The following is a 14,026-nucleotide window of genomic DNA, read 5'->3' as shown; positions in this document are numbered from 1 at the left end:
CTCCCAAATCTTAGATGTAGTGTTTCTCAATTAATTTTCTTAATACGTAATCTGCTGCTTCACCAGCTGGTAAATCAACTAACTCTCCAGCGCCCTTAGTTTCTTTAGTCATTGATTTCTTAACCTTTGTTGGTGAACCCTTAAGTCCTAATAAGCTCTTATCTACATCTATATCGTCTGCTGACCATATTTGAATTTCCTTACCAGCAGTTCCGAAGATTAAACCTACGTTCATATATCTTGGCTCGTTTAATTCCTTAATTGCAGTTAAAAGAACTGGAGTTTGAACCTTTATTAATTCATATCCATCTTCTAATGCTCTGTTAACTAGAAGACCATCTTCTTCTACAGTAACATCTTGAACATAAGTTACTTGAGGTATATTTAAATGCTCTGCTATTTCTGGACCAACTTGTGCAGTATCTCCATCGATAGCCTGTCTTCCAGCGAATATTATATCATAATCTAACTTTTTTATAGCTCCAGCTATAGTATTTGAAGTTGCAAGAGTATCAGCTCCAGCAAATGCTCTGTCAGTTATAAGTATAGCTTCGTCTGCACCCATGCATAGAGCTTCTCTTAAAGCTGTTTGTGCTTGTGGAGGTCCCATGCTTACTATTGTTATATGAGCACCTTTTTCATCTTTTATTCTTAAAGCTGCTTCTAAAGCATGCTTATCTTCTGGATTTATTATTGAAGGAACACCTTCTCTTATAAGAGTTCCAGTCTTTGGATCTATTCTAACAGCTGTAGTATCTGGTACTTGCTTTAAACAAACTACTATTTTTATCATTCTTCTGTCCTCCTAAAACTATTTTAAAATGTTTCCTGAAATAACCATCTTTTGAACTTCTGAAGTTCCTTCATAGATTTCAGTTATCTTAGCATCTCTCATTAATCTTTCAACTGGATATTCCTTAGTATATCCGTATCCACCGAATATTTGAACAGCCTTAGTAGTTACTTCCATAGCTACGTCAGCAGCGAATAACTTAGCTCTTGCAGCATCTAATGTGTAAGGAAGTTTGTTTTGCTTAAGCCATGCAGCTCTATATACTAAGTATCTAGCAGCTTCAACCTTAACATCCATTTCAGCTATATACCATTGTAAACCTTGGAAAGCAGAAAGTGGTTTTCCAAATTGCTTTCTTTCTAACATATACTTCTTAGCTTCATCTAATGCACCACCAGCAAGACCTAAAGCTTGAGCAGCTATACCTATTCTTCCTCCATCAAGAGTCTTCATAGCTATACCAAATCCCTTACCTTCTTGTCCAAGTAAGTTTTCTTTTGGAACTATACAGTTTTGCATTATAAGTTCAGTTGTTGATGAAGCTCTGATACCCATCTTGTTTTCAACTTTACCTATTGAGAAACCTGGGAAGCTCTTTTCAACTATGAAAGCTGATATTCCTTTTGTTCCCTTGCTCTTGTCTGTCATAGCAAATATTATGAAAGTTTCAGCAACTCCACCATTTGTTATGAATATCTTAGATCCGTTAAGGATGTAGTTATCTCCATCTAATACTGCAGTTGTTTGTTGACCAGCAGCATCTGTACCAGCACCTGGTTCAGTTAAACCAAAAGCACCTATTTTTCTTCCGCTAGCTAAGTCTGGAAGATATTTTTGTTTTTGAGCTTCAGTACCAAATTCATTTACTACTGAACCACAAAGTGAAGTATGAGCTGATACTATAACACCGTGAGTACCGCAAATCTTTGATAATTCTTCAACAGCTATGATGTATGATAAAACATCTCCGCCAGCACCTTCATATTTCTTATCGAAAGGAATTCCTAACACACCAAGTGATGCCATTTTCTTTACATTTTCCATTGGGAATTCTTCAGTTTCGTCAATTTCACCTGCTATTGGTCTAACTTCAGTTTCAGCGAAGTCTCTAACCATTTGTCTTACTAATTCTTGTTCTCTTGTTAATTGGAAATCCATTTATATATTCCCTCCTGCTAATTTTATTCTGCACAGAACAATTATTAATTGTTCTGCCTCCTGCAATTTTATTCTGCACGCAACAATTATTAATTGTTCTGCCTGCTGATAATTTTATTTTTGGCAGAACTGAATTAACAGTTCTACCAATATTTATTGTCCACGGAGAAATACTTTTCTACTCCGCCTAGTATTTACTAATATATTTTAATTTAGTATAAATTAAACTTAATTTAATTTAAAGTAATATTTTTGTTAATTATTGATTCTTGAAATTCTTTTCTCTTTTTTCAACAAAAGCAGACATTCCTTCTTTTTGATCTTCAGTAGCAAAGCACTTACCAAAGTCTTCTGCTTCTATTACTATAGCTTCATCTATACCTACTTGCATTCCTCTGTCTATAGCATCCTTACATAGCTTAACTGCTATTGGAGCATTTGCAGCTATCTTTTTAGCTAAAGCTTTAGCTTCATCCATTAAGCTTTCTAGAGGTACAACCTTATTAACTAAACCAATTCTTAATGCTTCTGCAGCATTAACCATATCTCCAGTGTATATTAATTCTTTTGCTTTACCAAGTCCAACTAATCTAGGAAGTCTTTGTGTTCCACCAAAGCCAGGAGTTATTCCAAGTCCGCTTTCTGGTTGAGCAAATCTTGCCTTCTCAGAAGCGATTCTTATATCACAAGCCATTGCTAATTCACAGCCTCCACCTAGTGCAAAACCTGAAATAGCTGCAATAACTGGTTTGTCCAACACTTCTAATCTTCTGAAAACTTTATTTCCTAAAGCTCCGAATTCTCTACCTTGCTCTTCATTTAAGTCTTTCATTTCAGATATATCAGCACCTGCAACGAATGCTTTTTCGCCAGCACCTGTTAGTATAACAGCATAAACTTCTTTATCTTTTTCAAGTTCTGCTACAACTGTGTCTATATCCTTTAATGTTTCTGAGTTAAGTGCATTTAAAGCCTTTGGTCTGTTTATTGTTACAACAGCAATATTCCCCTCTTTTTCAAGGATAACATTTTTTAATTCCATTGTTATGGCCTCCTTAAAGTAGTTATATTCTTAACAAAGCATATAAGTTTTATTTTCATAAGCTTATATTACAATAAAAACTCTGTCATATTATGTTAATTATTTTTGAAGCTTGTTAATATTATAACAATCACTAGCAAAAAATAATTGAAGTCCTTGAACTTCAATTATGATTATACTTGTTTGCAAATACTTTTGCAATATATTTTGTGTCTTTTTTAACAATTTTTAAGCTACTATTTTTAGTTGTTATTTAATTCTGAGATTCGTTTATTAAATATGCTAAAGTTAATAAGCTTTCACTAAGATGTACATTTTCTACAATTACGTCCTTAGGAGCTACTAGATCCACAGGAGCAAAGTTCCATATTCCTTTAACACCATTTGCTACAAGTTCATCACAAACCTTTTGAGCACTGTTGTCAGGAACACAGATTATAGCAATATCTATATGATTTTCATCTAAGAAACCTTTCATACTGTCTACATCTTTTATTTCAATATCCTTTATTCTGATTCCACTAAGTCTTGGGTTAGCATCGAACATACCAAGCAAATTAAAACCAAGCTTTTCAAATTGAGTATAATTTGCTAGTGCCTGACCTATGTTACCAGCACCAACTATTATGGTGTTATAATCTCTTTGAAGGCCTAATATAGCTATTATTTGATTATATAAATCTCTTACATTGTAACCATATCCTTGCTGTCCAAAGTCACCGAAGCAGTTCAAATCTTGTCTTATTTGTGATGCTGTAAAACCAATCTTTTCGCTTAGTTCTTTTGATGAAATTCTATCAACATCATTTTTTAATAGTTCTAATAGATATCTATGATATTTAGGTAGTCTTTTTATAACTGCCATAGATATATTTTTTTTCTTTTCCATGTCTGTCACCTCTTCTTAAATTAACAAATCTCCAATGCATTTTTCATTAGTGATTTTTTACGCATCTGCCATTCCGCCCTTTTGAAGAAAACTTGGCAGGCCAATAAAATAACCGTTATATTAAAATCATTCACAGATTAAAAAATTATAAATTCTAAAAAGTATAAATCCACTATAGTACTCTTTTCCTTATATATATTACCACAATTAATCTAAACTTATCTATATATTAACATTGTTTTTGATAAAATTGTTTAAAATGAGAATTATATTTCCCATTTAGGATAATACTTTATAAGTATAAATAAGATGCTTTGAATTTGTAAAGCTAATATATAGGGAACCTTTATGAAAACTTAATTTATACTTGTTATAAAATCCCGGCTTCTGGGGATTTTGTGGCACATATAAATTAATAGTTAAAGTTGGATATCTATATAAGGTTCCATTGCAAAAACTTAAGTTATGCATGTTCGAAAATCATATTTTGTAGGGATTTTCTATGATGTATAAATTATTAATTTAGGCTGGAACTGTATATAATTTTCAACTTATATTTTACAAATATATTAATATATTTAATGCTTATTTTACAAGTTTAAATTAAAGGAATAATAGTCAAATTTTAAAGCTTTAATTTCCACATAATATTGCACTTAAGGAAAATAACATCCTAATAATAAGTATATGGCTCTATAGTCAGTACCAGTATCATAAGCATAAAAAAATGATTTTATAATTTTTAGACTACTAATTCACAAATGTATAAAAGGAGGATAACAATGCTCAGCGAAACTTTAATTAAAGCAATAAACAACCAAATAAACTATGAATTCTATTCATCTTATTCTTATTTAGCTATGGCTGCTTATGCCCATTCACAAGATCTTGATGGATTTGCAAACTTCTTTAGAGTTCAAGCTCAAGAAGAAATTTTTCATGCCATGAAATTTTTTGATTATGTATATCAAAAGAATGGAGATGTAACCTTAGAATCTATAGATAAACCTCAGCTAAAGTTTAAGAACATGGTGGATGTTTTAGAAAAAGGCTATGAACACGAGCAAGAAGTTACTAAAAGAGTCTATGAACTAGCAAATCTTGCAAACGAAGAGAAAGAACATGCAACAATATCTCTATTAAAGTGGTTTGTAGATGAGCAGGTTGAAGAAGAAGATAATTTTAACAGAATAATAAAGAAAGCTAGAAGAGCGGATACAAACCCTGCTGCACTTTACCTACTGGATGATGAATTAGCTCAAAGAGTCTATGTAGCTCCTGGCTCTGCAAATGCATAGAGTATATAACACAATTCGCTGAAGCGATTTTCTTCAGCGAATTTTTTGGTCATATGCATTTTTCAATGTATATGATGATAATTTGATATGTTATTGTATTTTGTATAAAACAAAAAGAAAATGAGACTTATGTATAACGCAACCCTCGTTATACATAAGTCTCACAAATTAATACAAAGCCAGATGAAAAGCATCAGTATGTTGATTTTGAAACAACATTAAATGCTGTCTGCTACTCCCTTATGCCTGAAAGTATTCTCAACGAAAACCATTATATTTAATTATGGCCTCAATGTCAACACGATTTGTAGTTTTTTTTGTTTTTTTGTCAAATAAACTCCGTAGTAATTTATGGTAATCTACAAAACTAGTCTAAATCAGTGTTTATCCAGCTCATCATAGCTCTTAGCTCTTTTCCAACCTTTTCTATTGGATGTTCTTTTTCCATTCTTCTCTTAGCATTAAAGTAAGGTCTATTTACAGAATTCTCTACAAGCCAATTTCTTGCGAAGGTTCCATCTTGTATATCCTTTAGTACTCCCTTCATTGCTTTTCTAGTATCTTCTGTAACTATCTTTGTACCAGTTACATAATCACCATACTCAGCTGTATCGCTTATAGAGTATCTCATGGTACTCATACCACCTTGATACATCAAATCTACTATTAGCTTCATTTCATGTAAACATTCAAAATAAGCATTTTCTGGAGAATAGCCTGCTTCAACTAAAGTATCAAACCCAGCTTTTATAAGTTCTGTTACTCCACCACAAAGTACGGCTTGCTCTCCAAATAAATCTGTTTCAGTTTCATCCTTAAAGGTAGTCTCAAGAACTCCTGCTCTTGCTCCACCTATACCTATAGTGTAAGCTAAGGCATAGTCTTTTGCCTTTCCTGAATAATCTTGCTGTACTGCTATAAGGCATGGCACACCTGAACCTTCAGTATAAGTTCTTCTTACCATATGCCCTGGCCCCTTTGGTGCTATCATAAATACATCAACATAGGCAGGAGGTACAATCTGTCCATAGTGTATATTAAAACCGTGAGCAAAAACCAAAGCCTTGCCTTCACTTAATGCTGGTTCAATCTCTTCCTTATATAATTTAGCTTGTTTTTCATCAGGTACTAATATCATTATTATGTCACATTGTTCTGTAGCTTCCTTAACTGACGCTACCTTAAGTCCTGCAGCTTGTGCTTTTTCAACAGATTTACTTCCACTATATAGCCCTACGGTTACATCTACACCGCTTTCATGTAAATTTAATGCATGTGCATGTCCCTGACTTCCATAGCCTATTACTGCTACCTTCTTATTTTGCAATAGTGATAGATCTCCATCTTTTTCGTAATACATTTTTACCATAATTATTCCCCATCCTTTTCTATTTTTTCTATCATTTTATTTACAGCATTGATTAATGCATTTATACTAGCTTCAATTACGTCCCCTGAAAGAGCTTTTCCAACAAATATGTTGTTGCCTTCTTCAATCTTTACTGTAACTTCTCCTAGCGCGTCCTCTCCATCACTTACTGACTGTATATTATAGTCTTTAAGCTTTAAAGGAATATTAATAGCCCTTTCCACTGCTTTAAATGCTGAAGCCACTGTTCCATCCCCAACAGAACTTTCTCTTAAGATTTCACCATTAAACTCAATCTCTACAGTGGTAGTTGGTATACTTCTATTTCCACCAAGAGTTTGGAAGGAAATGAGCTTATAAGTTTCTTCTGTTATATTGGCATTATTGTTTACAATCGCCTCTATATCCTTCCAATTTATATTCTTCTTTCTGTCTGTTAATTTTTTAAATTTGTCAAAAGCAACCTTTACAGCCTCTTCATCCATATCTATTCCATTTTCTTTTAAATAACTAGAAAAGGCGTGTTTTCCAGAATGCTTTCCAAGAACTATATTATTATTCTGTACTTTCCCTATGGATTCTGGTGTGATTATCTCATAGGTTGATTTCTCCTTAAGCACACCATCTTGATGTATACCTGATTCATGGGCAAAAGCATTTTCCCCAACTATTGCCTTATTAGGTTGTACCATCACTCCAGTTAAAGAAGATACTATCTTGCTGCTTCTCCATAGTCCATTTGTCTTAATGCCAGTAGTCATGCCTAAATAGTTCTTTCTAGTTTCAATAGCCATGACTATCTCTTCTAAGGAAGCATTTCCAGCCCTTTCTCCAAGACCATTTATCGCACACTCTACTTGAGTAGCTCCATTCATAACTCCGCTTAAAGAATTGGCTACAGCCATTCCAAGGTCATCATGACAATGAACTGACACATCTACCTTTTCAATTCCCTTCACCTTATCCATTATGTTTCTAATGAAATTGCCATAATCATTTGGAAGTGCATAACCAACAGTATCTGGTATGTTGATGACCTTTGCTCCAGCCTTAATTACCTCTGTGAATAGTCTTATTAAATAATCAGAATCACTTCTGTAAGCATCTTCAGCTGAAAACTCTATATCAGAACAAAGACTTGAAGCATATCTAACCATTTCTACAGCTCTTTCTAAAACCTGATCTTCAGTCATATTGAGCTTATATTTTAGATGTATAGGAGAAGTAGCAATAAAAGTGTGTATCCTTGGACTTTCAGCAAATTTCACTGCTTCATAAGCTCTATCTATATCTCCTTTAGTAGCTCTAGCAAGAGCAGCCACCGTAGAATTCTTTATATTATTAGCTATGGAAGCAACACTTTCAAAGTCACCTATAGATGCCATAGGAAATCCTGCTTCTATAATGTCCACACCTAAGGCCTCCAAGTTTCTTGCTATAACAAGCTTTTCCTTCAAATTAAGATTAACTCCTGGTGTTTGTTCTCCATCTCTAAGGGTAGTGTCAAAAATCTTTATTCTTTTCAATACTTCACCTCCTAGTTTTCTGTTATTATTTCATCTATGGGATCTCCTGGTGCAACCATAGGAAATACCTTTTTATCTATATTTATTACATAATCTATTACCACAGGAACTTCTGAGTTAAAAGCTTCTTCTAAGACTTCATCAATCTGACTTGGCTCAGTTACTCTATAACCTTTAGCTCCATAAGCTTCAGCCAGCTTAACATAATCAGTGCCTCTATTTAGCGTAGTATAGGAATATCTACTTTCGTAGAAGAAACTTTGCCATTGCCTTACCATACCAAGACACCCATTGTTTAAAATTATTACAACCACTGGAACCTTGTTGCTCACTGCGGTAGCAAGCTCTATGGCATTCATGGAAAAGCTTCCATCTCCAGCTATATTAACAACCTTGCTTTCAGGCTTGCCAATCTTAGCTCCTATAGATGCTCCAAGGCCATACCCCATGGTTCCAAGTCCACCTGAGGTTAGTAAAGTCCTAGGCTTTGAGAAGGTATAGTGAAGTGCTGCCCACATCTGATGCTGACCTACTTCGGTAGTCATAACTAAATCCTCTCCAAAGCTTTTATATAAACAGTTAAACAATAATTCTGGAGTAACACTATCAGGATCTTTTTTATAGGACTTTAAAGCCTTGTATTCCTTCATAAGCTCTAACCAGCTATCGTTTCGCTTTTCTTTTATGAGATTCATAAGCCTTTCAAGTGTATATTTAACATCCCCTACTATATTTGCATCGGTCTTAATGTTCTTATCTAATTCTGCCGGATCTATATCTATCTGAACTATCTTTGCATTTTTAATATGCTCTCTGTTGGCTACTACTCTATCTGAGAATCTTGTTCCTATAGCTATTATAAGATCTGCTTTTGTTGCTAGAAGGTTTGAAGCCTTTGTCCCATGCATCCCAATCATACCTGTATAAAGTTCATGTTGCCCTGGAAATGCCCCCATGCCCATTAAAGAAGTAGCTACCGGTGCATTTATCTTCAAGGCAAGCTCCTTAAGTAACTCCGTAGCTCCTGAACTTATTACTCCACCACCTGCAAAAATCAAAGGTCTTTCAGCTTTATTTATGAATTGAGCTAAGTTAGCTAAAGCCTTTTCAGTGACATATCTACAATCCTTTTTTAATTCCATAGGCTTTTTACTCTCATACTCAGAAATCTTTGCAGTAATGTCCTTAGGTATATCTACAAGAACAGGTCCTGGTCTTCCTTCTTTTGCAATATAGAAAGCTTTTCTTATGGTTTCTTGAAGTTCTCCAACCTCTCTAACTATGAAGTTATGTTTAGTTATAGGCATTGTAATACCTACTATATCTACTTCTTGAAAGCTATCCTTACCTAAAAGAGGAGTAGTAACATTACCTGTTATGGCTACCATCGGTACTGAGTCCATATATGCTGTGGCTATACCAGTTACTAAATTAGTAGCTCCTGGCCCTGAGGTAGCAAGACATACTCCTACCTTTCCAGTAGCTCTTGCATATCCATCGGCAGCATGAGCTGCTCCTTGTTCATGACAGGTAAGCACATGCCTTATCCTGTGTTCATTTTTATAGATAGCATCATATATATTAAGTACAGCTCCGCCAGGATAGCCGAAGATTATTTCTACCCCTTCATCTATTAAAGTATTAATTAATATCTCTGAGCCGTTTAGTTTCATGGGATCCTCCTATCTTAATACTGCCCCAGTACTAGCAGAGCTTACTAGTCTTGCATAGCGACTGAGATAGCCTTCTTTTATTTTTGGTTCTGGTAAAGTCCACTTTTCTTTTCTAAAACTTAATACTTCATCACTTACCTTAAGTTCTAGCTTTCCATTAGGTATATCTATTGATATTAAGTCTCCTTCTTCAACTAAAGCTATAAGACCACCTTCATAGGCTTCTGGTGACACATGTCCTATAGCAGCGCCACGAGTAGCACCAGAGAATCTTCCATCTGTAATCAAAGCAACACTCTTATCTAAGCCCATGCCTGCAAGTGCAGAGGTAGGTGAAAGCATTTCTCTCATGCCAGGCCCACCCTTAGGACCTTCGTATCTTATAACAACTACATCACCTTCATTTATGCCTCCACCAAGTATGGCTTTGATAGTATCTTCTTCTGAGTCAAATACCCTTGCAGGGCCTTCATGAACCATCATTTCCTTTAGTACTGCAGATCTTTTTACTACCGCTCCATCAACTGCTAAGTTACCTCTTAGAACTGCTATGCCACCAGTTTTGCTATAGGGTTCCTCTACGGACTTCACAACAGTATGATCAGCTTCTAAGGCTGCTTCAACTATCTCACCTTGAGTTAAGCCGCTAGCAGTTACACAGGTTAAGTCTAGAAGATTAAGCTTTGCAAGTTCCTTCATAACAGCTTTTATCCCACCAGCCCAATATAGATCCTCAATGTGATGGCCACCAGCTGGAGCTAACTTACAAAGATTAGGGGTTACACCGCTTATTTCATTTACTTTATCTAAATCAAACTCTACCTTTGCTTCATTTGCTATAGCTGCTAGATGAAGTACGCTATTTGTAGAGCATCCTAGAGCCATATCAACAGTAAGAGCATTTCTTATGCTTCTCTCATTTACAATATCTCTAGGCTTCAAGTCAGCTTTAACCAAGTCCAAAATCTTCATACCTGCTTGTTTTGCTAGTCTTATTCTCTCTGAATAAACCGCTGGAATAGTTCCATTACCTGGTAGAGCTAAACCTAATACTTCAGTCAAGCAATTCATTGAGTTTGCTGTATACATACCTGAACAAGAACCGCAAGTAGGACACGCCTTTTCCTCTAGTTCCTTTAGATCACAAGTACTCATGCTTCCGTTATTATATGCTCCAACAGCTTCAAATACAGTGGAAAGACTAACATCCTTACCTTTGAACTTTCCTGCAAGCATCGGTCCTCCGCTAACTACTATAGAAGGAATATTTAGTCTTAAAGCTCCCATTATAGCTCCAGGTACGATCTTGTCGCAGTTTGGAATGAGCACTAAGCCATCAAAGCCGTGAGCATTGGTCATACACTCTATTGAATCAGCTATAAGCTCTCTGGAAGCTAAGGAGTAATTCATTCCTATATGCCCCATAGCAATACCATCACAGACTCCTATAACAGGAAACTCTATAGGTGTTCCCCCTGCAAGAAGAACTCCTTTCTTTACTGCTTCCACTACTTTATCCAGATGAGTATGACCTGGTATTATCTCATTATGGGAAGTAACTATTCCTATCAGTGGTCTATCGAGCTCCTCATCGGTAAAGCCTGCTGCCTTAAACAAAGATCTATGGGGAGTTCTTTCTACTCCTTTTTTAACTAAATCACTTCTCATTCTTTCTTCTCCTTTACCTGTAATTTAGATATATATAAAAACCTTTAACTATAATTTTTTAATCTTATAATTAAATCTTCATAAAATCATATAAATATATAGCTTCAATAACAGTTTGATAAATATCAAACTTTGTATTTTTGTCTCTAATTCAAAAATATAGATACTTAACTAATTATTTTTTATTCTTGGCTATGTTTAATAATATTGTTGAAATTCAGTGGTCATGAAGGAGATGCTATATGAGCGAGCAACTAGAATTAAATGATTTTTTCAGATGGAATAGCTTTAAAAATCACTAATACGTTCTTCATTAGTGATTTTTTGCGCATCTGCCTTTTCTGAACGTATGTGAAGAAATTCTGGCAGGCGACATAATTTTTTACTCTTTACTCTTTTTAATCAAGACATTTTATATTATTTTCATTTAAATTAAAATATAAGAATTTTATAAAAGTTATGATCATTAAAGAGTAAAACTGTACTGTTCGAACGTAGTGAGTTTACAGTTTTAGCCATGGAATATGACAAAATCATATTAATTCTTTGCGCAAGCTCGTCTAAGCATCGGATGACTGACCACTTAATTTCAACACGGTACTTTAACAGAGCTTAACTCTCCAATTACTAAGCTGCCCATTTCCTTTGTTCCAACCTTTTTCATACCTTCACTGAATATATCACCAGTTCTATAACCAGCTTCTAACACTCTTAGTACAGCCTTTTCAATAGCTTCAGCTTCCTCTTGAAGATTGAAGCTGAATTTAAGCATCATAGCTGCAGAAAGTATGGTTGCCAATGGATTAGCTAGTCCCATGCCAGCTATATCAGGTGCACTTCCATGGATCGGTTCATACATACCTCTATTATTTTCCCCTATACTAGCTGAAGGCAGCATACCAATTGATCCTGTTATCATAGAAGCTTCATCTGACAGTATATCTCCGAACATGTTGCTAGTTACTATTACATCAAACTGTCTTGGATTTCTAACTATCTGCATTGCAGCGTTATCTACATACATATGATTTACTTTTACTTCAGGATAGTCTTTTGCTACTTCTTCTACTACTGCCCTCCAAAGTCTTGAGCTTTCTAAGATATTTGCTTTATCTACACTAGTCAAAATCTTATTTCGTTTAACCGCTATATCAAAAGCGGTTTTAACAATTCTTCTTATCTCTGTTACCGAATATTTTTCAGTATCATAAGCATATTGCTCATTGTTCTCTTCAAATCTTCCTCTGTCTCCAAAATAAATTCCTCCAGTAAGCTCCCTTACTACTGAAAAATCTATTCCATCCCCAATAACTTCATCTTTAAGTGGTGATGCAGCTCTTAGTGGTGCATAAAGTAAGGCTGGTCTTAAATTACAATAAAGTCCAAGACCTCCTCTAAGTCCTAAAAGAGCTTGTTCTGGTCTTTGTTTAGCAGTTGGATCATCCCACTTAGGCCCTCCAACTGCTCCAAGCAGTACAGCATCACTTTTCTTACACTCTTCCAAGGTTTCCTCTGGCAGCGGTGTCCCCTTTTCATCCATGGCACAACCTCCTGCAAGCAGGAATTTATATTCAAATTTATGATTATACTTTTCCCCAATTACCTCTAGAACCTTTAAAGCCTCGTCTACAACCTCCGGTCCTATTCCATCACCTTTTATAACTGCAACTTTATATGTCAACTTTATATCCCCCTTTTATTACGCTTAAATGTTATAACGCTTACTATTTACTACTCTGCCTATCATATTTCTCCAGTGCTTAAGCCCCAGTACTTTAACAGAGCTTTTATTTTTCATCCTTAAAAAGGCAAATGTCCTCTCTATAACTTATCTTTTTAAATTGTTATCTTTTCAAATTTTAGACTATGTTTAAGCTTCGCTAAGAATATTATTAAAATTAAGTGGTTATGAAGGAGATGCTCTATGAGCGAGCTATTAGCGTAAGCTCATTTAAGCATCGGATGAATGACCACTTAATTTCAACTTCTTAACTTCTTAATTTGTTATATTGTTAACTTTTTAAATTCTTAACTTCTTAAGAATTTATAGTAATCAAGCCACTTTCAGGCACATTTAATGTTTAGAGCGGCTTGATTTCCACACATATAATTAGAATTATTTATTATTGTTTATATAACCTATAAGTCCCTTGTTTCTTATTATCTCCTGCATGAACTCTGGAAAAGGTTCAGCCTTATATTCTTCCTGCTTTGTAAGATTTTTAATTACCCCATTATTAAAATCTATTTCAACCTCATCCTCTGCATCAATGCCTGCTACTGCTTCTTCACATTCTAAGATTGGAAGTCCTATGTTAATAGCATTCCTATAAAAAATTCTTGCAAAGGTAGAAGCTATAACACAGCTTACTCCACTTTCTCTTATTGCTATAGGTGCATGTTCTCTAGAAGAACCACAACCAAAATTTTTATTTGCAACTATGATATCTCCAGGTTTAACCTTATTTACGAATTCTAAATCTATATCTTCCATGCAGTGAGCCGCAAGCTCTTTAAAGTCTGAAGTATTTAGGTATCTTGCTGGTATTATTACATCTGTATCAACATTGTCTCCGTATTTAAAAACTCTTCCTTTTGCTTTCATATGCC

11 protein-coding genes are annotated in these 14,026 nt (G+C 34.8%); 1 reads left to right on the top strand and 10 read right to left on the bottom strand.

The window, feature by feature from the left end; all coding sequences use genetic code 11:
- Positions 1 to 10: 10 nt before the first annotated feature.
- The 4 genes from C1I91_RS05410 to C1I91_RS05395 all read right to left on the bottom strand — a co-directional run bounded on the left by C1I91_RS05410 (position 11) and on the right by C1I91_RS05395 (position 3,882).
- Positions 11 to 790: an electron transfer flavoprotein subunit beta/FixA family protein gene (locus tag C1I91_RS05410; RefSeq protein ID WP_128215922.1), complete on the bottom strand. Its 780-nt coding sequence runs from the start codon at positions 788 to 790 to the stop codon at positions 11 to 13.
- Between the two features lie 21 nt (positions 791 to 811).
- Positions 812 to 1,951 carry an acyl-CoA dehydrogenase gene (locus tag C1I91_RS05405; RefSeq protein ID WP_128211845.1) on the bottom strand — a complete coding sequence of 380 codons (1,140 nt, stop codon included), beginning with the start codon at positions 1,949 to 1,951 and terminating at the stop codon, positions 812 to 814.
- 259 nt (positions 1,952 to 2,210) lie between these two features.
- Positions 2,211 to 2,993 carry a short-chain-enoyl-CoA hydratase gene (locus C1I91_RS05400; RefSeq protein ID WP_128211843.1) on the bottom strand — a complete coding sequence of 261 codons (783 nt, stop codon included), beginning with the start codon at positions 2,991 to 2,993 and terminating at the stop codon, positions 2,211 to 2,213.
- Between the two features lie 253 nt (positions 2,994 to 3,246).
- Positions 3,247 to 3,882 (bottom strand): redox-sensing transcriptional repressor Rex, encoded by a 636-nt coding sequence (locus C1I91_RS05395; protein WP_128211841.1) that lies wholly within the window; start codon positions 3,880 to 3,882, stop codon positions 3,247 to 3,249.
- 782 nt (positions 3,883 to 4,664) lie between these two features.
- On the opposite strand from C1I91_RS05395, the gene C1I91_RS05390 reads away from it, so the two are divergent.
- On the top strand, positions 4,665 to 5,180 hold the full coding sequence (locus C1I91_RS05390) for a ferritin (protein ID WP_128211839.1): 516 nt from the start codon (positions 4,665 to 4,667) through the stop codon (positions 5,178 to 5,180).
- A gap of 367 nt (positions 5,181 to 5,547) precedes the next feature.
- Here the strand turns inward: C1I91_RS05390 and ilvC are convergent, their stop codons facing one another.
- The 6 genes from ilvC to leuD form a co-directional block, all read right to left on the bottom strand.
- Positions 5,548 to 6,549 (bottom strand): ketol-acid reductoisomerase, encoded by a 1,002-nt coding sequence (ilvC, locus tag C1I91_RS05385; RefSeq protein ID WP_128211837.1) that lies wholly within the window; start codon positions 6,547 to 6,549, stop codon positions 5,548 to 5,550.
- A 2-nt stretch (positions 6,550 to 6,551) separates the two neighbouring features.
- Positions 6,552 to 8,075 carry a 2-isopropylmalate synthase gene (locus C1I91_RS05380; RefSeq protein WP_128211835.1) on the bottom strand — a complete coding sequence of 508 codons (1,524 nt, stop codon included), beginning with the start codon at positions 8,073 to 8,075 and terminating at the stop codon, positions 6,552 to 6,554.
- A gap of 11 nt (positions 8,076 to 8,086) precedes the next feature.
- Positions 8,087 to 9,748 carry a biosynthetic-type acetolactate synthase large subunit gene (gene ilvB / locus C1I91_RS05375; RefSeq protein ID WP_128211833.1) on the bottom strand — a complete coding sequence of 554 codons (1,662 nt, stop codon included), beginning with the start codon at positions 9,746 to 9,748 and terminating at the stop codon, positions 8,087 to 8,089.
- A gap of 9 nt (positions 9,749 to 9,757) precedes the next feature.
- On the bottom strand, positions 9,758 to 11,416 hold the full coding sequence (ilvD, locus tag C1I91_RS05370; protein ID WP_128211831.1) for a dihydroxy-acid dehydratase: 1,659 nt from the start codon (positions 11,414 to 11,416) through the stop codon (positions 9,758 to 9,760).
- Positions 11,417 to 12,005: 589 nt separating this feature from the next.
- A complete protein-coding gene (leuB, locus tag C1I91_RS05365) occupies positions 12,006 to 13,097 on the bottom strand; it encodes a 3-isopropylmalate dehydrogenase (RefSeq protein WP_128211829.1) in 1,092 nt (363 codons plus the stop codon).
- Positions 13,098 to 13,532: 435 nt separating this feature from the next.
- Entirely contained in the window at positions 13,533 to 14,021 is a 489-nt protein-coding gene (gene leuD / locus C1I91_RS05360) for a 3-isopropylmalate dehydratase small subunit (protein ID WP_128211827.1), read from the bottom strand.
- Positions 14,022 to 14,026: the final 5 nt, after the last annotated feature.

This window comes from Clostridium manihotivorum, from assembly GCF_004015185.1.
GTDB classification, from domain to species: Bacteria; Bacillota; Clostridia; order Clostridiales; family Clostridiaceae; genus Clostridium_AR; species Clostridium_AR manihotivorum.
This window is presented reverse-complemented; position numbering and strand designations above follow the sequence as displayed.